The organism is Xanthomonas sp. NCPPB 1826, from assembly GCF_056725285.1.
The window spans coordinates 128,022-148,006 of the sequence record NZ_CM161521.1 but is presented as its reverse complement, the minus strand read 5'-3'; the positions used below and the strand labels follow the sequence as shown (position 1 = coordinate 148,006).

Genomic DNA, 19,985 nt, shown 5'->3' with positions numbered 1-19,985 from the left:
CGACGGGTGACTTGCCCGCCGTGCGCACGCACCTCAGCCGCGCGGTGCAGTCGGCTTGAAGACGTCGGGATCGGCCATGGCAGCAGCGCAGTCCTGCACGTTTCTCAGGTGATAGGACTGCAACTGCCAACCCGCTGTGGCCGATGCCGCAGTCCACCGATACGTCCAGTGATAGCGCATCCCCGCGCCACATGCGTCGATGGCGACCGCATCGCCAGGCTGACCATGTTCCGGGAAGGCCACCTCGGTACTGGTCAGGTCTGCACGCCCGCCGGCAGCTGGCGCGTGCGTGCGGTAACTGGTGCGCAGCTGGCCTAGCGCGGCGGCGCTTGCCGGGGGCTGTTGCCTGGACGGCTGCGCCAGCAACCAGCGATGCACCTGCGCCACGGCGGGGCTATCGGCCGGATAGGTCCGCGTTACCTGCAGCATGCCTGGTTCATCAGAAGATGCAGCGGCATTGGCGACGGTGCCGCTCAGGAGACTGGTCGCGCCGAGCGCCGCAACCGACACCACTTGCAGGAATGTCATCCCGTGCTCCATGCGTTGTGTGCAGAAAACCGAGCCTAGCACGCACCCCACGACCTGCTAGGCGCAGGCGCTGCAGCGCTGCTGTGCAGGACCAGGTGCGCCCTACGCAGCTCGGTGTTTGCAATAACCCGCCATGCAGGAGTGGCTGCGTGGATGCAAACCGATGCCGCCAGCACCCGAGTGCCGAGTGCCGAGTGCAGCGATCAGATCCAGACGTCGTTGTCTGCGGTGTATGCGCCGCCCGCATCGCCGGTATTGACCACGCCGCGCGGCTCGACCAGCAGCACGCTGCATTCGTGCTCCGCCGCCGGGCGGTGTTCGACCCCCTTGGGCACCACGTGCATCTGCCCGGCCGACAGCGCCACCACGCCGTCGCGAAACTCGATGGTCATGTTGCCGTCCAGCACGATGAACACCTCGTCCGTGTCCGCATGCTGATGCCACACGAACGCACCTTGCAGCTTGACCAGTTTGAACTGGTAGTCGTTCATTTCCGCGACGACACGCGGGGACCAGTGCTGCGACAGCAGGGCGAGCTTGTCGCTGAAATCGATCGGGGCGTAGCGCGTGTTCAACGGAAACATCCTTGTGCGGGGAATGCGCTTGCAAGCTTAGTGCATCGCATTGCCGGCAGTCACCGCTGCATCAACGCGGCGCATTGCAGCCGCGCGGCGAACAGCGCAAGCGGTTTGCACGGCGCGATGGGTTCATGCGCGCGCGGTGCTGGCGTCTGCCGCGCGCCACGCCCGCACCGCTGCGATGACCTGCGCACCGTGGCTGGCGCTGACATCACGCGCGGCAAAGTCGTGCGGCCGCCATTGCACCTTCGCGGCCAGCCGTGCGCAGGCGGCATGCCCGTCTGCCAGCACGTCGGCCTGCTCGGTTGCGTTCAATGCCAGCAGGAGCGAGAAGCCGGTGGCCGAGATCGTGCAGTTGATGTCCAGCCAGTAGCGGTTGTCCGCACGCAGTAGAAACCAGTCTGCGGGGGTGTGATCGATGACGATCATGGTGGGGCCTGGTGTGGTGGTCATAGGTGTGGCGTGTCGATGGCAGACCGTGCGTTGGCAGGACGGCTTTGTCGCGCCCGGGTGCGCTCCTACGGGCGGTGTGCGTGTTGTTGAACGCGCACCGCCTGCGGCCGGCTCAGCCTTCGAAATCACGCTGCAGGCCGAGCGTTTGTTGGAGATGCATCGCCGCGGCGACGCGTGCTTTGGCGGGATGGCTTTGTCGCGCCCGGGGGCGCTCCTACGGGCGGTGTGCGTGTTGTTGAATGCGCGCCGCCTGCGGGTAGCTCAGCCGCCGAAATCCCACTGCAGGCCGACCGTGTAGGTGCGGTCCGGACCGGGTTCGTAATAGCGCCCGTTGCCGTCGTTGACGATCACCGAGCCGATGTAGTGCCGGTCCAGCGCATTGTCGATGCGGGCGAAGGTGCGCAGCCCGCCCAGCGTGGTGGTCCAGCGCCGGGACGCTTCCAGGTTGACCAGCGCGTAGCCGGGCGCACGCTCGGTGGCCAGGTCGTTGACCACGGTGGCGTCGGAGGCCACCGTTTCGGCGGCGAACTGCCATTGCAGCGGCTGCCACTGCCAGCGCGCGAACAGCTGCTGGCGCGGCACACCCGGCAGGCGCGCGCCGCTGGCCACCGGCGCGGTGGGCGTGGCGCAGCCGCTGCTGGCGCAGGTGAGGTAGCCATCGCGCACGGTGGCATCGACGAAGGTGTAGGCCAGCTGCAATTGCTGGGTGGTGCCCACCGGTTGATTCCAGCTCAGCTCCGCACCCTGGCGGCGGGTGGCACCGATGTTGCGATAGGTGCTGCGGCCATTGGTGTTGCTGGCCACGGCCAGTTCGTCGTCGGTGTCGGCGCGGAACAGCGCCACTTCCACCGCTGCGCCGCTCTGCGCGCGCCACTTGCTGCCGATCTCAAAATTGCGGCTGGTCGCCGCGCCCAGATCCAGCGCCAGGCCGGCGCCGCCATCGCTGCGATAACCGAGTTCGTTGAAGGTGGGCGTTTCGAAACCGCGCCCGACCGAGGCGTAGAAACGCAGGTCCTCGGCGGCACGGAACACGATGCCGGCCACCGGCGTGGTTGCCGAATAATCGCGCCGGCCGCTGTCGTCGGGGTTGCGCCCGAGGATGTAGTGATCGTCCGAGTCGAAGCGCACCTGGCTATGCCGCACGCCCAACAAGGCCGACCAGCGCGCGCTCCACTGCCACCACGCCTGCGCAAACTGGTCCACGTTCTCGACCTGGTCGCGCTGGTTGCGGCGCAGCGCGCCCTTGACGCCCAGCGTGTCGCCGACGAAGTTTTCGTAACCGGTGCGGTGCTGGCGCTGACGATCGACGTTCGCGCCCACGGTCAGCTGCAACGGCCGGCCCAGCGCCTCGCCCTGCCAGGCCCAGCGCGCATCGGCGCCTTCGTAATTGCTGTCCAGATCGATCACCCCGCCCGAATGCAGCGGGTTGCGCTGCACCGCCACCGGGATCGCCAGGAATTGCTCCACGCTGCGCTGGCCGCCGTAGGCCATCAGCCGCAGCGTCTGGCTGTCGAACTGCTGGGTGAAGATGGCGCCGGCCTGCGACTGGCGCACCGATTTGCGGGTGTTGAACTGGGTGGCCACCGCCGTGGCCTGCGCCGGGTCGGCATTGAACTGCGCGCGGGTCAGGCCGAGCGGGTCCTGCGCGTCGGGCGCGTCCAGATAGTTGAGCACCAGGTCCAGCCGGCGGCCCTCGGCCAGATCGAAGCCGAGCTTGGCGTTGACCGAATCGCGCTTTGCGCGGCTATGGGCGCGGAAGCCATCGGTTTCGAAATGATTGGCGGCCAGGTTGTAGTGCACCGCGCCCTGCTGGCCGAGCAATTGCGCACCCACGTTGACGGTGGCATTGCTGCCGTAGGTGGCGCGCAGCCGCCACGGGTCGCCCGGCGCGCCGTCGGCGCTCCACAGCTGCAGCACGCCGCCGGAGGAGTTGCCGTACAGCGCCGAAAACGGCCCGCGCAGCACTTCCACCCGCTCGGCGCCCAGCACGTTGAAGTGCGAGAGCTGGCCCTGGCCATCGGGCATGCTGGCCGGGATACCGTCGACCAGCAGGCGCACGCCGCGCACGCCGAAGGTGGAACGCGCACCGAAGCCGCGGATCGACAGCTGGGTGTCCTGCGCGTAGTTCTGGCGATCGCGCGCCACCAGGCCGGGGATGCCGTCCAGCAGTTCGGAGACCTGCGCGCCGCGACGATTGTCGTCGTCGGCTGCCACCACGGTGAAGGAGGCCGGCAGGTCGAAGTCGTCCACCCCGCGCACGCGTGCGGCGTCCACCTGCACGGTGGGCAATCGCTGGATCGGCGTGGAGGCGGGCGGCGCCGGATCGGCGGCCAGGACGGGCGGCGCGGCGCTCGTGGCGAACAGGCCGCAGGCGGCGGCCAACAAGGTAAGTCTGGGCATGGGCGTAGTGTCCCTCATCCGTACTGTGGCCGCATCGTTGCGTACGGAACGAAGCATGCTACGCCGGCCATGGGCTGCTACGATGAAGTGGTTTGGCCCAGCCGCGGCCGAGCATCCCGGAAGTCCCTCACTCTTTCGTCCTTCAGCGAGTCATGCCGTGTCCTTCTTTGCAAACGTGGAACAGGTTCCAGGCGACCCCATCCTGGGCCTGACCGAGGCCTACAACGCCGACAGCCGCCCCAACAAGGTCAACCTGGGCGTGGGCATCTATTACGACGAAAACGGGCGCATCCCGCTGTTGCGCGCCGTGCACAAGATCGAGCAGCAGCTCGCGCTGGACGCCAAACCGCGCGGCTACCTGCCCATCGACGGCCTGGCCGCCTACGACAAGGCCACCCAGGAGCTGCTGTTCGGCGCCGAGTCGGCGCTGGTGGCCTCCGGCCGCGTGGCGACCTCGCAGACCGTCGGCGGCAGCGGCGCCTTGCGCGTGGGCGCGGACCTGCTCAAGAAACTGCTGCCCACCTCCACCATCGCCATCAGCAACCCGAGCTGGGAAAACCATCGCGCGGTGTTCGGCGCGGCCGGCTTCGAGGTCGTGGACTACACCTATTTCGATGCCGCCAGTCATGGGCTGAACTTCGACGGCATGCTCGCCGACCTGGCAAAACTCGAACCGGGCACGGTGGTGCTGCTGCACGCCTGCTGCCACAACCCGACCGGCGCGGACCTGAGCAAGGAGCAGTGGAAGCAGGTTGCGGGGCTGTTGAAGGAACGCAACCTGTTCCCGTTCGTCGACATCGCCTACCAGGGCTTCGACAAGGGCATCGAGGCCGATGCGTATGCGGTGCGCCTGCTCGCTGCCGAAGGCATCGACAGCTACGTGGTCGCCAGCTCGTACTCCAAGTCGTTCTCGCTGTATGGCGAGCGCGTGGGTGCGCTGTCGGTGGTCTCGGCCACAGCGGCCGAAGCCAAGGCCGTGCAGTCGCAGGTCAAGCGCATCATCCGCACGATCTACTCCAGCCCGTCCACGCATGGCGCCGCATTGGTGGCCGGCGTGCTGACCAGCCCGGAGCTGCGCGATCTGTGGGAGCAGGAGCTGACCGAGATGCGCGAGCGCATCCACGCCCTGCGTGCGGGCCTGGTGGCCAAGCTGGCCACGCTGGGCGCGCCGGAGTTCGAGTTCATCCAGCGCCAGGCCGGCATGTTCTCGTACTCGGGCCTGACCAGAACGCAGGTGGACCGCCTGCGCGAGGAATTCGCGATCTACGCCGTCGGCACCGGCCGTATCTGCGTGGCCGCGCTGAGCCAGCGCAACCTGGACTACGTGGCACAGGCCGTGGCGACCGTCAGCCGGATGTAAGCGCATCGCGATCGGCCGACACGGCCGACGCCTGCAAACCGGGAGCGCGCCAGCCTCCCGGTTTTTTTATGCGTGTTCGCCGCTCCTGCGTGTGTGCAGAGCTGCGCCAAGACCGCGTGGTACACGTCGGCAACCCCAGTCTTGGGCACCACATTCGCGCATGTTCGATCAGGTTTGCTGCAAAACGCGCATCCAGTGATCGAAATCTAACGGCGCAATGGCGACAATGGCGGACCACTTCCTACACAGGCTGCCCGCTCCCATGTCGCGTCCCTCGCTGACCCGCTTCCTGATCGAAGAGCAACACGCCGGCCGTATCGACCCGGAATTGCGCCAGCTGATCACCATCGTCTCGCGCGCCTGCAAGCGCATTTCCATCGCCGTGAGCAAGGGCGCCCTGGGCGGTGTGCTTGGCGATGCCGGCACCGGCAACGTACAGGGCGAGGCGCAGAAGAAGCTCGACGTGCTCAGCAACGACATCCTGCTCGAAGCCAATGCCTGGGGTGGCCACCTGGCCGCATGCGCGTCGGAAGAAATGGATCACAGCCAGCCAGTGCCCGACCAATACCCCAGCGGCGATTTCCTGCTGCTGTTCGATCCGCTGGACGGCAGCTCCAACATCGACGTCAACGTCTCGGTGGGCACCATCTTCTCGGTGCTGCGCGCGCCCAAGGGCACCGAAAAGCCCGGCGACGAGCACTTCCTGCAGCCGGGCACCCAGCAGGTGGCCGCCGGCTACTGCATCTACGGCCCCAGCACGATGCTGGTGCTCACGCTCGGCCACGGCACCCACGCCTTCACCCTGGAACGCGAGGAAGGCAGCTTCCTGCTGACCCAGGCCAACATGCGCGTGCCCGAAGACACCGCCGAATACGCCATCAACATGTCCAACCAGCGCCACTGGGAACCGGCCATGCAGTCCTACGTCAGCGACCTGCTGGCCGGCAAGGACGGCACCCGCGGCAAGGACTTCAACATGCGCTGGATCGCCAGCATGGTCGCCGACGTGCACCGCATCCTCACCCGTGGCGGCATCTTCATCTACCCCTGGGACAAGAAGGACGCGTCCAAGCCAGGCAAGCTGCGCCTGATGTACGAAGCCAACCCGATGAGCATGCTGGTGGAACAGGCCGGCGGCGCGGCCACCACAGGGCGCGAGCGCATCCTTGACCTCCAGCCGACGCAGCTGCATCAGCGTGTGCCGGTGTTCTTGGGGTCGAAGAACGAAGTGAACGAGGCCACGCGCTATCACGTGGAGTTCGACAAGGCGCAGGGCTAGACTCTGGTATAGAAAATTCCAGCATGGCATCCCGGTTCGTGGTGTCATGCTGGACGATAACCTTCTCGGACGACGAAAGCGTCGCGCCAATCGATTTCATCAAGACCAGCGCCAACGATCCGATTCTTGTAACCGCGTCGATCGGTAACGGCAAATGTCCGGCCGGACAACAAAACTGGGCGTATCTCAACATCGGCATTATGGTCGATACGAATTTCGCTAGATTTGATCACTGCACCATCGAAACTGACACGGATTTTTATGCTTGTCGCATCTGGACCGCCTGGTGCTCCGTCGCAAACAGCCACGAATAGTACGTACCGACATCAGTAGCATCCCCGGACTCCGACCCGACGCTGATTAGGGCGGACGGATACACCGCTGATCGGGGCAACGCCGACATTGCATGACGCCGACCGCTGGAAGATTGCTAGCAGACCAGTTCGAGTCTGGGCAACGCATCGCCGTCTCCTGGTGCTTCTAAGATCGAAAGCGAACCAACTTTGAATTGCGGCTTCACATAAGGCATTATGCGATTGGGTAAGGCCTTCGCCTGCTGGGGGAGCAGCACTCTTATTATCTAAGCATGTGAATAATTATCACGGCCAGGATACAGCATGCTTTCCTCATTAACTCCGGCCGACATGGGACTACACCCGTCAGCAAAATACATATATCGTATAATTTTTAACAGGGGGACTTCCAATGAAGCTTAGCGTTCTGTTGTTATTTCTTTTTGCTCCTAGCAGTGCTTTTGCGGACACCACACAGAAAGGAACAATATCTCGCTTCGTTGTCGAGCTAACTTACTTATCTGTCTGGCTTGAAAATCAGCCTACAAACAACGAGTGCCTCTCAGATGGCAGATGGGTAGTAGATTTTTCGAGCGACCCAATCGCAAAAGAAAAATATTCAGCAATTCTTGCCGCTGCGACCTCTAGAACGCCCATAGTGCTGCAATACACTTCCACTCAGGGGTGCGGTGCCTTTGGCGCAAAGAAAATACATTACGTAGACGTTTTATATTAATAATCACAAATAGCGCGCGCCGGTTTTTTGGGATTCTAAGAATGAAGTGAATGAAGTCACACGCCGCGCTGACGCATGCCAGACACCCGCCCCGTGCGGGTGTCTTTGTTTGTGAGACAACGGCTGATTACGCAGTCAGTGATGGTCTGCAGAGCGCCGAGAACTGCGCCAGCAGCCACATCCTGCCGCAAGTTGACTCACCACCGGGCAGCGGTGAGTATCGCCCTCGGGCCGGAGTGGGACGGTCTACGGGAAGTCGATCTCTACGCGCAATGCCTTGCAAGCAGTCGCCTGACTGCACGCAGGGATCACATATCGATCAGGGAGTTCACATGAAGACCGCATGTGTTGCACTGGTGGCTGCCGTCATGTTGCAGGCCACACCCGCCTTCTCCGCATCAACCGCGCCATCGCCACTGGTCGGAACCTGGCTGCTGGATACCAGCAGCCTGCCGATGCCGGCAGCGGTACGACCCAAACGTGTCGTCCTGGAGTTCAAGGAGGTTCCAGGCAACAAGTGGGCAACCAACGCCGAGATCATCGAACACGACAACAAGACGCTGCAGGCGCAATCCACGCTGTTGCTGGACGGCACACCGGGCAAGGCCTCGGGCACTTACCTGGTGGATCGCGCCGCAGTCAAAATGCCCGAGCCCGGCGTGCTGGTGATGCAGTTGATGTATCAAGGCGTCCCGGCATCCACACGCACCTATACGGTCAGTGCCGACGGCAAGGTCATGACCGAGATTGAAGCGTACTTAAAGGATGGCAACCCGGTGATGCGCACGGCGTATTTCAAACGCGCGGCAAGTCAGTCCAAGTGAACACGGGCGAGCCGACGCCGCATCGCGGCGCGGCTCGTTTATTTGAGGAGCAGCGACAGTTTGAAGGCAGGGAGCCTGTATGCGCTATCTTTCACCGATCGATCTTGCAGCCACATTACGGCGCAGCAGGTCGGTCGAGCAGTTTCTCGGAAAAAGTCCAGTCGATACAGCATACATTCGCCATGTCGAGTTACGGCCGGCAAACAATTGCATCGAGGTATGGGTGTATGACGTCGAGGACGTTGGCAGCGAAGACTATTCGGATCTATATGACTTCGCATATTTCGAGCCAGACGGGCCTTGTGCCCCTGCCGCCATCTTTGCGGACGCTGCCGCTGCCGTGACGTATGCCAGCACATTCCTGGCGGCGGACCCTACGCGCTGGACCAACCTCGGGATTGCCGAGTCCGAATACCTTGACTACCTTCGGGCAGACAGGCCTTCCCGTTGGCCGGTTGCCATCTGACCCTTCATCTCGATGCCGACCAGGCAAGCGCTTGGGTTCAACCCCAGCCATCGCCCCAAGTTGTCTGTGTCGCAACGCACATCGCCCCGATACCGTAGTTGAGCCAACCAGAGCATCCATGACCGAGATCAAATTCACCGAAGGCGAGCGGGCGGCGATCACGCGCAAGATCCAGCTGTATTTCAGCGAGGAACTGAAGCAGCAGATCGGCCGCTTCGATGCGGAGTTTCTGCTGGATTTCTTCGCCGAAGAGGTGGGAGCCTATTTCTACAATCGGGGCGTCTACGATGCGCAAGCCATCGTTGCCAGCAAGCTGGACGACCTGGGTGAGGCGATCTACCAACTGGAACGCCCTACCGACTTCAAAAAGTGATCCGTCACCTCACATGCCGCAGCACTGAGAAGTTCCATTTCGCTGCTGTGAGCAGGGACAACATGCGCGCGTCAGAGATACCGCCGAATACGCCATCAAGTCGCGTCGTTCCGCTGCGTTGTTCAAGGATTCCTGCAATTCCAGGGTGTCACTGAGGACTTCCGGTCTCCAGCTGGCCAGCATCCTTGAGAAGTGCAAGCGCCCACTCCACACGCGCCGATGCGGTGGCGATCAGATCATCCGGGTGCTCGCCCAGCAGCGCGCGCAGTTGATGCGGGGCAAAGACCAGGTCGACGAAGTGGCTTGCCAACGCAGACGGATTGGCCGGTTGATCCGGGCCGTCCAGGATCGTCATCTGCACGCGCCGCAGCCCGCCCTCCCAGCCGATGCGGTTGACTTCAGCGGCAAGCGCTGGCGCGCGAATGGAGGTGCCGACGACCAGGCGCATCATGGCCACCGTCTGGGGCTGTAATGCATGCGCAAGGATCCCTTGTCCTGCGTGTCTCAGGCGCCCCTCCAGATCCGTGGGGACGCTGACTGCGGCAGGCAGCGGCTGGGTGTCGACATCGCGACGGACCACCGCCTCGAAGATGGCGTCTTTGTTGGCATAGCGCGCGTAAAGGCTTGCCTTGCCCGCGCCTGCCAGCCGCGCGATGTCCTCGCACGAGGTGTGCTCGAACCCGCGTTCCAGGAAGAGTTGCAGTGCCGCATCGAGTAAGCGCCGTTCGACATCACCCGCCTTATCGAGTGGCGGCCGTCCGCCTTTTGATTTTTGCTTGACCGCTTTCATGCACGAAAACTTACACGCCGCTTGCATTGCCATCAACTGAACGTTATCGTTCAGTTATTCGCTGCGTGGTCTGCCAAGCCGGCGAATGGCCTGGGTGCTGCGTGACAGACAGCCTGCATCTTCTGTTGCAGTTCCCGTTGCCGTCGTTGGCGCAAAAGACCCAAGCGAGAGGCAAGTCGTGACGCCAGATGTGAGATCCCCAATCGTTGTTGCAGGCGCCACCGGCGACCTGGGTTGCCGCATCGCCTTTGCCCTGCAGGACCAGGGCGCCGCGGTGGTTGCGCTTGTTCGGCAAGGCGCAGGCAAGGACCGTATTGCGGCCCTGCAACGCAGGAACATCACGATCCGCTACGTCGAGATGGAAGACGCCAAATCCTTGCGTGAAGCGGTCGGGAATGCCGCATGCGTCGTTTCCGCGCTCAACGGCCTGGAAGACGTCATGCTGGGTCAACAGGGGAAGCTGTTGCATGCAGCGGTCAGCGCCGGCGTGCCTCGCTTCATCCCGTCTGATTTCTCGCTGGACTATACGAAGACACGGCCGGGCGACAATCGAAACCTGGATTTGCGGCGCCGGTTCAGAGACCAACTGGATGCCGCGCCGATCGCGGCCACCTCGGTTCTGTGCGGTGGTTTTCTGGAGCTTCTCGAGGGCAGTGCGCGCCTCGTGGTGCCGGGCCGTCGTGTGATGCATTTTGGCGACGCCAACCAGCAGCTCGATTTCACCGCCAAAGATGACGTCGCCAGCTACACGGCGGCGGCCGCACTGGATTCCACGGCCCCACGGGACCTGCGCATTGCAGGCAACAGCATTTCACCCAACGACATCGCGCAACTGCTCACCCAACTCACCGGGCAGCGCTATCGCACGCTCAGGCCGGGCGGGCTGGGGACGATGTCGGCAATCATCAGTGCGGTGCGTGCACTCACGCCCGCAAGCGATGATCCCTTCCCTCCCTGGCAGGGCATGCAATACCTGCGCGACATGATGAGCGGGCGCGGCAAACTGGTCCCGCTGGATAACGATCGCTACGGTGCGCGCGCCTGGCAAACAGCCCGCCAGACACTGGCCAATACGTATGTACGGGAGTCTTGAGATGCGCGATGGCATTGCAGCGTTCCATATCCAGGTTGCACAGGCGGAGCTGGATGACCTCGCACACCGGATTAGGCAGACGCGGTGGCCGAGCAAGGAAACCGTGGAGGACCACAGCCAGGGCCCACAGAGCGAGCGCATCCGGCGCCTGGTGGACCGCTGGCAGTCTGGCTACGACTGGCGTGCGACCGAGCGGTTATTGAACGGCTGGAACAGCAGTCGCACCACGATCGATGGACTGGAGATCCAGTTCCTGCATGTACGCTCGCCGGAGCCAGACGCGCTTCCGTTGCTGCTGACGCATGGGTGGCCCGGATCGGTGCTCGAATTCCGCGAGGTGATTGGCCCCTTGAGCGACCCGGTGGCCCATGGCGGGCAGGCGTCGGACGCCTTCCATCTCATCATCCCATCCTTGCCTGGCTTTGGTTTCTCTGCAAAGCCGACCGCCCGTGGCTGGGGCGTCGGGCGCACGGCTGCCGCATGGGTCGAACTGATGCGCCGTCTGGGTTATGGCGAGCGTTGGGCCGCACAGGGCGGCGATTGGGGCAGTGCGATCACCACCGCGCTTGGATTCATGCAGCCACCCGGCTTACGGGGTCTCCATCTGAACATGGTGATGTTCGAACCCAGCACGCAGGACATCGCCGAGGCCACACCGGCCGAGCAGAAGATGCTGGAAGACGCCCAGCGCTACTACGCGGAATTTTCCGGCTACATGAAGCTGCAAAGCACACGGCCGCAGTCGGTGGGTTTCAGTTTGGCTGACTCCCCGGTGGGCCTGGCTGCATGGATCTATGCACTCTTTCAGGACGTCTCACAAAGCGACGGCGAGCCGGAGAACGTGTTCGCCTTGGACCACCTCATCGATGACATCATGCTGTACTGGCTCCCGAACGCAGGGCCCAGCTCTGCACGCCTGTACTGGGAAGCCGCGCATGAGGCGATGGCGGAGATGCCTTCGCATCCAATGCCCACGCCAACCGGCATCAGCATGTTTCCCGGGGAGCAGGTGCGCATTTCCCGGCGCTGGGCAGAGCGACGCTTTGCGGATCTCCGCTTTTTCGGCGAAGCGGAGCGGGGCGGACATTTTGCGGCAATGGAGAATCCGCCGGTGTTTGTCGATCATCTGCGAACGACCTTCCGGTCGCTGCGGTGACGGCGGCCGCGCCTGGCATGCCCGCACTGCCTTCGCGTCACGGCCCTGCCGACGGCGCCGGCGTCTCCGCTTTGTAGTTGGCGCTGCCTGACGCCATGCCGGCACTGCCCCCTTGACCGCCGTCGCCTGCACGGGCCAGTCTCGGGGGCTGGCGCGGCGGGGAGTCGTGCCGCTGGCCTTCAACGGAGAACCGCCGTGGACCGTCGTACCTTCCTCACCCTGTCCGGCATCGGTGCTGCCGGGCTGCTGCTGCCGAACACGCGCCTGATCGCGGCCGAGCAATTGCTCACACCCAACGATGCCGCGCGCAGCCGTCGCTTGTCCGATACCGCGCTCAGCACCGCCAAGGCGGCAGGTGCCAGTTATTGCGATGTGCGGGTGGGCCGTTATCTGCGCCAGTTCGTGATCACCCGCGAGGCGCAGGTGGAGAACGTGGTCAACGCCGAATCCAGCGGTGTGGGCGTGCGCGTGCTGGCCGATGGCGCGTGGGGGTTTGCGGCCACCAACACGCTCACCAGCGATGGCGTGGCCACCGCCACGCGCCAGGCGGTGGCGATCGCCAAGGCCAACGCGCGGCTGGGCGGCTCGCCGGTGCAGCTGGCGCCGGTGACGCCGGCCGGACAGGTCAGCTGGAAGACGCCGATCAGGAAGAACGCAATGGAGGTGCCGCTGCAGGACAAGGTGGCGCTGCTGATGGACGTCAACGCGGCCGCGCTCAATGCCGGCGCCACATTCGTGGCTTCGCGCCTGTTTGCGATCAACGAGCAGAAGTACTTCGCCAGCAGCGATGGCTCCTATATCGATCAGGACGTGCACCGGTTGTGGCTGCCGTTCACCGTCACCGCGGTGGACAAGGCCAGCGGCAAGTTCCGCACCCGCGACGGGCTGTCCTCGCCGATGGGCATGGGCTACGAATACCTGGATGGCGATGCCAGCCAGAAGCACCGGTTGCCTGGCGAACTCATCGGCTACGGCCACAGTTACGACGCGCGCGAAGATGCGATCGCCGCCGCCAAACAGGCACGCGCCAAACTCACCGCGCCGTCGGTGAAGGCGGGCAAGTACGATCTGGTGATCGACCCGAGCAACCTGTTCCTCACCATCCACGAGTCGGTGGGCCACCCGCTCGAGCTCGATCGCGTGCTCGGCTACGAGGCCAATTACGCCGGCACCAGTTTTGCCACGCTCGACAAGCGCGATGCCGGTTTCCGCTGGGGCAGCGATGCGGTGACCTTCGTCGCCGACCGCACCCAGCCCGGCAGCCTGGGCGCAGTGGGGTACGACGATGAAGGCGTCAAGAGCAAGCAGTGGGAGCTGGTGAAGGACGGCATCCTGGTCGATTACCAATGCACGCGCGATCAGGCGCATCTGCTCGGCAAGACCGCATCCGATGGCTGCAGCTATGCCGACTCGTGGTCCAGCGTGCAGTTCCAGCGCATGCCCAATGTCTCGCTGGCCGCGGGCAAGACGCCGCTGGCTGTTGCCGACATGATCAAGAACGTCGAGCGCGGCTTGTACATCCACGGGCGCGGCTCGTATTCGATCGATCAGCAGCGCTACAACGCGCAGTTCGGTGGGCAGTTGTTCTACGAAATCGAGAACGGCCAGGTCACCCGCCTGGTGGAAGACGGCGCCTACCAGATCCGCACGCCGGAATTCTGGAATGCCTGCAGCGCGGTCTGCGATCAACGCGATTTCCGCCTGGGCGGCTCGTTCTTCGACGGCAAGGGCCAACCCAGCCAGGTATCAGCGGTCTCGCACGGGTCGTCCACGGCGCGCTTCGATGGCATCAACGTGATCAACACCGCGCGCGCCTTGGGTTGAGAGAACCTGGTCGGTCGCGGGCGCGGTGCCCCAGAGATTGAGCTTGCGCACCAGCATCGAACAGCGCGCATCACGCACTGCTCTTACCGCTCTTCACTGTGCACACCGATCATCCCGACAGGTCCTTGCCCGCCCACCGTCGCGGGACCTTACGCGGCATGGATGCCGCGTAAGAGCCTACACGGACGTACTTGCGGCGTGTCCCGTGATGGTGGGCGGGCAAGGGCCATGCAACAAACCGACAGCGTCGAGAACGCGGCGAGGACACCGCACCAGAAAGTCCGTCGGTTGCCTTATCGAAAATCATGCGCGCCGACCATCTCGACAGGTCCTTGTCCGCCTACCGTCGCGGGACCTTACGCGGCATGGATGCCGCGTAAGCGCCTACACGGACGTACTTGCGGCGTGTCCTGCGAGGGTGGGCGGGCAAGGGCTCTGCAACCAAGCCGCAGACCAAACGCTTTCAGCCAGACCCCCATGAAGCAACACCGCACCCGATGACCTGCGGATCGCACATGCACGATCGCAGACAAACCACGCATGCGTGACATCCAGAGCTCTCGACGCGTAGCCACATCCATCGCAGCCGGTCAGCAGCGCTCGCCACACGCGCAGGCTTGGCGTGCCACTCGCTTCATGCAGGTATAGCGTTTGCGCAACGACCCCTGCCGAAAGTCATTTGACGCAGCGTTCATCGCCCGGCAAGAATCGGCGATACCGCGCAGATAGCGATCTGTGCGTCACCACACTACCTGCGCGCCGCGCGGGATCATTGGGGAGTTGCCGTGCAGCGACGTGATTTCCTGGCCCTGACCGGGCTGACCATGGGCGGGCTGATCGTGCCCGCCTACTTCGGCAAGGCGATCGCCGCCGAGCAGTTGGTGACGCAGCTGGATGTGGGCCGCAAGAAGCGCCTGGCCGATGCCGGCCTCAACGCCGCGCGCCAGGCCGGTGCGAGCTATTGCGATGTGCGCATCGGCCGTTATCTGCGCCAGTTCGTCATCACCCGCGAGGACAAGGTGCAGAACGTGGTCAACACCGAATCCATCGGTGCGGGCGTGCGCGTCCTGGTGGCGGGCGCCTGGGGATTTGCCGCCACCAACGAGCTCACCGAACAGGGCGTGGCCAAGGCCGCCTCGCAGGCCGCCGCGATCGCCAAGGCCAATGCCAAGGTGCAGGGCACGCCGGTGCAGCTGGCGCCCACGCCGGGCGTGGGCGAGGTCAGCTGGAAGACGCCGATCAAGAAGAACGCGATGGAAGTACCGATCAAGGACAAGGTGGACCTGCTGCTGGGCGTCAACGCTGCCGCCACCGCTGCCGGCGCCAACTTCGTCAATTCGATGCTGTTCGTGGTCAACGAGCAGAAGTACTTTGCCAGCACCGACGGCTCGTATATCGACCAGGACGTACACCGCATCTGGGCACCGCTGAGCGTGACCGCCATCGACAAGGCCAGCGGCAAGTTCCGCACCCGCGACGGCTTGTCCGCGCCGATGGGCCTGGGCTACGAGTATCTGGATGGCGCCGCCTCGGGCAAGTTCGTCTCGCCCAATGGCGTGGTGAATTACGGCCTGTCCTACGACATGAAGGAAGACGCAATCGCCGCGGCCAAGCAGGCGCAGGAAAAGCTCAAGGCGCCGTCGGTGAAGCCGGGCAAGTACGATCTGGTGCTGGACCCCTCGCACACCTGGCTCACCATCCACGAGTCGGTCGGCCACCCGCTGGAGCTGGATCGCGTGCTCGGCTACGAGGCCAATTTCGCCGGCACCAGTTTCGCCACGCTGGACAAGCTCAAGGCCGGTTTCCAGTACGGCAGCGACAAGGTGCATATCCTGGCCGACAAGATCCAGCCCGGCAGCCTGGGCGCGGTGGGCTACGACGACGAAGGCGTCAAGACCAAGCAGTGGGACCTGATCCGCGACGGCAAGCTGGTGGACTACCAGGCCATCCGCGACCAGGCGCATATCCTCGGCAAGACCGCCTCCGACGGGTGCTGCTACGCCGATTCGTGGTCGAGCGTGCAGTTCCAGCGCATGGCCAATGTGTCGCTGGCCGCCGGCAAGACACCGTTGAGCGTGAGCGATCTGATCAAGAACGTGGAAAACGGCATCTACATCATCGGCGACGGCTCGTTCTCCATCGACCAGCAGCGTTACAACGCGCAGTTCGGCGGCCAGCTGTTCTACGAGATCAAGAACGGCGCGATCACCCGCATGCTCGAGGACGTGGCCTACCAGATCCGCACGCCGGAATTCTGGAACGCCTGCAGTGCGGTGGCCGATCAACGCGACTACCGCCTGGGCGGCTCGTTCTTCGACGGCAAGGGCCAGCCGAGCCAGTCCTCGGCGGTCTCGCATGGCTCGTCCACCGCCCGTTTCGACGGCATCAACGTCATCAACACCGCCCGCTCGCTCGGCTGACAGGAGAAACCCACATGAGCATCCTTACCGAAGCGCAGGCCAAGGCCATCCTGGACAAGGTCATCAAGCTGTCCAAGGCCGACGAGTGCACCGCCACGCTCAGCGGCTCGATCGACGGCAATATCCGTTTCGCACTCAACAACGTGTCCACCAGCGGCATCGTCGACAACACCGACCTGCAGGTGCAGGTGGCGTTCGGCAAGCGGGTGGGTATCGCCACCATCAACGAGTTCGACGACGCCGCGCTGGAGCGCGTGGTGCGGCGTGCCGAAGACCTGGCGCGGTTGGCGCCGGAAAACCCGGAATTCATGCCGGCGGTGGACAAGCAGACCTATAAACCCAGCCCCACCTTCAGCGAATCCACCGCCGCCATCGACCCGGCGTTCCGCGCGCAGGTGGCCGCCGATTCGATCGCTCCGTGCAAGGGCAAGGGATTGATCGCGGCCGGCTTCCTGGAAGATGGCCAGAGCTTTACCGCGTTCGCCAACAGCAAGGGCAACTTCGGCTACCAGCGTGGCGCGCGTTTCGACTACACCTGCACCGTGCGTACCGAAGACGGTCGCGGCTCGGGCTGGGTGGGCCGCAACCTCAAGGATGCCGCCGATTTCAAGGCCGAGCAGGACATCCGCATCGCCATGCGCAAGGCCAGCGACTCGTCCGAAGCCAAGGCGCTGGAACCGGGCAAGTACACGGTGATCCTGGAGCCGGCAGCGGCGGCAGGCCTGATTTCTTTCATGATGCGCTACTTCGATGCGCGCATGGCGGACGAGGGCCGCAGCTTCCTGTCCAAGAAGGGCGGCGGCAACAAGCTGGGTGAGCAGGTCTACGACCCGCGCGTGAACATCACCGCCGACCCGTGGGATGCGCGGGCCGCCGTGCTGCCGTGGGACGAGGAAGGCCTGCCGCGCGAGAAGATGCCGATCGTGGAGAATGGCAAGATCGCCAACCTGCAGTATTCGCGGTTCTGGGCGCAGAAGAACGGCAAGCGCGCGGTCGGCGAGCCGGGCAACCTGCTGATGGCCGGTGGCGACAAGAACATCGCCGAGCTGGTGCGCGGCACCGAGAAGGGCATCCTGGTCACGCGCACCTGGTACATCCGCATGGTGGACCCGCAGACCGTGCTGCTGACCGGGCTGACCCGCGACGGCACCTTCTACATCGAGAACGGGCAGATCAAGTACCCGGTGAAGAATTTCCGTTTCAACGAATCGCCGATCATCATGCTCAACAATATCGACGAGCTGGGCAGGCCGGTACGCGTGGCCGGCGATGAATCCAGCTACGTGATGATGATTCCGCCGATGCGGCTGCGCGACTTTACGTTTACCTCGTTGTCGGATGCGGTGTGACTGAGAGCCGGGAATCGGGAGTGGGGAATCGGGAATGGGAGAGCGGAGCAAGCTCTTCGCGGCCCGATGGTTTTCCTGCACATCCCGTTCCCGGTCTACACGCCCTGGCGGCGCCCGCGACGCGTCGTCATTTCCTTGGATTGCTGCTCGGTAGCGTCGCTGCGTTGGCGTTGCCGCAGCGCGCGCGGGCGGCGGGCAATTACGATTTCTGGTTTACCCGGCTGCGCTACGACTCGGGCGATTGGGATGTGGATGCGCGCATGCCGTCCAACCTGATCACCTCGTTGATCGACTACACCCAGCTGCGCGTGGACCCGCAGGAGCATGTGCTGGACCTGGCCGATCCGCGCATGCTGCAGGCGCCGTTCTGCTATCTGTCCGGTCACAAGCTGGTGGAGTTCAATCCCGCCGAGCGGCGCAACTTCGAGCGCTATGTGCGCAATGGCGGCTTCGTGTTCGTGGACGATTGCAACCACGATATCGACGGGCTGTTCGCCACCTCGTTCGAAGCGCAGATGACCTCCATCTTCGGCAAGACCGCGCTGCAGAAATTGCCCAAAAACCACCGTCTCTACAGCGCATTCTTCAAATTCCCCGACGGCCCGCCGGCCACCAGTTTCGAACTCAATGGCTGGGGCGACGACCTGGTGCACGATTATCTCAGGGGCATCAGCATCGACGGCCGGCTCGGCGTGTTGTACAGCAACAAGGATTACGGCTGCGAATGGGATTACGACTGGCGCAACAAACGCTTCCTGGCCGAAGACAACACCAAGTTCGCAGTGAACATCGTGATGTATGCATTGACCAACTGAAACCACCCTGTAGGAGCGCGCTTGCGCACGATGCCTTCCCGGCAACGCCGCCTCGCGCGCCAGCGCGCTCCTGCACAGATCGCGTGAGATGTTTCACAGGCACGGGCACGGCATCCACCGCCAACCACCGCCGTCGCACCCGCGAGCCCCGCACGCCTTTGTAGGAGCGCGCCTGCGCGCGATGCCTTATCGCTAACCCCGCAGCGCGCGCTCCTACGCCAGCAGCCCCACAACGAGACGTTTCCCATGACTTCCCCCAACGACGACACCCTCACCCGGCAGCTCTCCCAACTTGGCGCGTTGCGTGCCGCCCTGGCGCAGGCGGTGGTGGGCCAGGACGCGGTGGTGGAGCAACTGCTGATCGGCCTGCTCGCCGGCGGCCACTGCCTGCTGGAAGGCGCGCCCGGCCTGGGCAAGACGCTGCTGGTGCGCTCGCTGGGGCAGGCGCTGGAGCTGCAGTTCCGCCGCGTGCAGTTCACCCCGGACCTGATGCCCAGCGACATTCTCGGCACCGAGCTGCTGGAAGAGGATCACGGCACCGGACATCGCCAGTTCCGGTTCCAGCAGGGGCCGATCTTCACCAACCTGCTGCTGGCCGACGAGCTCAATCGCACCCCGCCCAAGACCCAGGCCGCGCTGCTGGAGGCGATGAGCGAGCGCACGGTGAGTTACGCCGGCACCACCTATGCGTTGCCGGCGCCGTTCTTCGTGCTGGCCACGCAGAACCCGATCGAACAGGCCGGCACCTATCCGTTGCCGGAAGCGCAGCTGGACCGCTTCCTGCTGCATGTGCGGGTGGACTATCCCAGCGAGCAGGAAGAGCGCGACATCCTCAGCCAGACCACCGGCACCAGCAGCGCGCAGGTGCCCAGGGTGATGGATGCCGACAGCGTGCTGGCGCTGCAGCAACAGGTGCGGCACGTGCACGTGGGCGCAGATCTGCTGACCTGGATCAATCGCCTGGTGCGGGCCAGCCGCCCCGGCCCGCAGGCCAGCGAGGACGTGCGCCAGTGGATCAAATGGGGCGCCGGCCCACGCGCCGGGCAATCGCTGGTGCTGGCGGCCAAGGCGCGTGCGCTGTTGCATGGCCGCCTTGCCGCCACCCGCGAGGATGTCGTCGCGCTGGCCGCGCCGGTGATGCGCCATCGCCTGTTGCTGTCGTTCGCCGCCGAGGCCGAACAACGCAGCGCCGACGATGTGGTCGCCGCGCTGCTACGCGCCGTGCCGTTCCCGGCGTGAGGCGGGTCG

General features: G+C 64.3%; 18 protein-coding genes. 13 read left to right on the top strand and 5 right to left on the bottom strand.

Features of this window, described 5'->3' with window-relative positions:
• Positions 1 to 33: 33 nt before the first annotated feature.
• The 4 genes from AC1PLA_RS00615 to AC1PLA_RS00600 form a co-directional block, all read right to left on the bottom strand.
• Entirely contained in the window at positions 34 to 528 is a 495-nt protein-coding gene (locus AC1PLA_RS00615) for a hypothetical protein (protein ID WP_481105358.1), read from the bottom strand.
• A 203-nt stretch (positions 529 to 731) separates the two neighbouring features.
• Positions 732 to 1,112: a cupin domain-containing protein gene (locus tag AC1PLA_RS00610; protein WP_039517928.1), complete on the bottom strand. Its 381-nt coding sequence runs from the start codon at positions 1,110 to 1,112 to the stop codon at positions 732 to 734.
• A 123-nt stretch (positions 1,113 to 1,235) separates the two neighbouring features.
• Positions 1,236 to 1,535: a hypothetical protein gene (locus tag AC1PLA_RS00605; protein ID WP_481106249.1), complete on the bottom strand. Its 300-nt coding sequence runs from the start codon at positions 1,533 to 1,535 to the stop codon at positions 1,236 to 1,238.
• 285 nt (positions 1,536 to 1,820) lie between these two features.
• Positions 1,821 to 3,959, bottom strand: coding sequence for a TonB-dependent receptor family protein (locus tag AC1PLA_RS00600; protein WP_481105357.1), 2,139 nt, complete (start codon positions 3,957 to 3,959; stop codon positions 1,821 to 1,823).
• A gap of 157 nt (positions 3,960 to 4,116) precedes the next feature.
• Between AC1PLA_RS00600 and AC1PLA_RS00595 the strand changes: the two genes are divergently transcribed.
• The 6 genes from AC1PLA_RS00595 (at position 4,117) to AC1PLA_RS00570 (ending at position 9,290) form a co-directional block, all read left to right on the top strand.
• Positions 4,117 to 5,319, top strand: a complete 1,203-nt coding sequence (locus tag AC1PLA_RS00595) for an amino acid aminotransferase (protein WP_016903903.1) — start codon at positions 4,117 to 4,119, stop codon at positions 5,317 to 5,319.
• Positions 5,320 to 5,581: 262 nt separating this feature from the next.
• The gene (locus AC1PLA_RS00590; RefSeq protein ID WP_016903904.1) at positions 5,582 to 6,598 is read left to right on the top strand and encodes a class 1 fructose-bisphosphatase; all 1,017 of its coding nucleotides are present in this window, start codon (positions 5,582 to 5,584) and stop codon (positions 6,596 to 6,598) included.
• A 23-nt stretch (positions 6,599 to 6,621) separates the two neighbouring features.
• Entirely contained in the window at positions 6,622 to 6,912 is a 291-nt protein-coding gene (locus tag AC1PLA_RS00585) for a hypothetical protein (RefSeq protein WP_481105356.1), read from the top strand.
• 1,071 nt (positions 6,913 to 7,983) lie between these two features.
• Complete coding sequence (locus AC1PLA_RS00580; protein WP_481106248.1) at positions 7,984 to 8,451, top strand: LuxR family transcriptional regulator; 468 nt, start codon at positions 7,984 to 7,986, stop codon at positions 8,449 to 8,451.
• A 79-nt stretch (positions 8,452 to 8,530) separates the two neighbouring features.
• Positions 8,531 to 8,917: a hypothetical protein gene (locus tag AC1PLA_RS00575; RefSeq protein WP_237348114.1), complete on the top strand. Its 387-nt coding sequence runs from the start codon at positions 8,531 to 8,533 to the stop codon at positions 8,915 to 8,917.
• Positions 8,918 to 9,035: 118 nt separating this feature from the next.
• Entirely contained in the window at positions 9,036 to 9,290 is a 255-nt protein-coding gene (locus tag AC1PLA_RS00570) for a DUF2164 domain-containing protein (protein ID WP_039509942.1), read from the top strand.
• Positions 9,291 to 9,438: 148 nt separating this feature from the next.
• Here AC1PLA_RS00570 and AC1PLA_RS00565 read toward each other — a convergent pair whose 3' ends face one another.
• A complete protein-coding gene (locus tag AC1PLA_RS00565) occupies positions 9,439 to 10,080 on the bottom strand; it encodes a TetR/AcrR family transcriptional regulator (protein WP_047126455.1) in 642 nt (213 codons plus the stop codon).
• A 178-nt stretch (positions 10,081 to 10,258) separates the two neighbouring features.
• Between AC1PLA_RS00565 and AC1PLA_RS00560 the strand changes: the two genes are divergently transcribed.
• The 7 genes from AC1PLA_RS00560 (at position 10,259) to AC1PLA_RS00530 (ending at position 19,976) form a co-directional block, all read left to right on the top strand.
• The gene (locus AC1PLA_RS00560; protein WP_237348117.1) at positions 10,259 to 11,173 is read left to right on the top strand and encodes an NmrA family NAD(P)-binding protein; all 915 of its coding nucleotides are present in this window, start codon (positions 10,259 to 10,261) and stop codon (positions 11,171 to 11,173) included.
• A gap of 1 nt (position 11,174) precedes the next feature.
• On the top strand, positions 11,175 to 12,329 hold the full coding sequence (locus AC1PLA_RS00555; protein WP_237348116.1) for an epoxide hydrolase family protein: 1,155 nt from the start codon (positions 11,175 to 11,177) through the stop codon (positions 12,327 to 12,329).
• Positions 12,330 to 12,524: 195 nt separating this feature from the next.
• A complete protein-coding gene (locus AC1PLA_RS00550; RefSeq protein ID WP_180970335.1) occupies positions 12,525 to 14,153 on the top strand; it encodes a TldD/PmbA family protein in 1,629 nt (542 codons plus the stop codon).
• Positions 14,154 to 14,938: 785 nt separating this feature from the next.
• The gene (locus AC1PLA_RS00545) at positions 14,939 to 16,573 is read left to right on the top strand and encodes a TldD/PmbA family protein (protein ID WP_164739551.1); all 1,635 of its coding nucleotides are present in this window, start codon (positions 14,939 to 14,941) and stop codon (positions 16,571 to 16,573) included.
• A gap of 14 nt (positions 16,574 to 16,587) precedes the next feature.
• Positions 16,588 to 17,922 carry a TldD/PmbA family protein gene (locus AC1PLA_RS00540; RefSeq protein ID WP_039517956.1) on the top strand — a complete coding sequence of 445 codons (1,335 nt, stop codon included), beginning with the start codon at positions 16,588 to 16,590 and terminating at the stop codon, positions 17,920 to 17,922.
• A complete protein-coding gene (locus AC1PLA_RS00535) occupies positions 17,919 to 18,737 on the top strand; it encodes a DUF4159 domain-containing protein (protein ID WP_102580197.1) in 819 nt (272 codons plus the stop codon). The genes AC1PLA_RS00540 and AC1PLA_RS00535 overlap by 4 nt, the downstream gene beginning before the upstream one ends.
• Positions 18,738 to 18,983: 246 nt before the next feature.
• Positions 18,984 to 19,976: an AAA family ATPase gene (locus tag AC1PLA_RS00530; RefSeq protein ID WP_024940482.1), complete on the top strand. Its 993-nt coding sequence runs from the start codon at positions 18,984 to 18,986 to the stop codon at positions 19,974 to 19,976.
• Positions 19,977 to 19,985 lie beyond the last annotated feature (9 nt).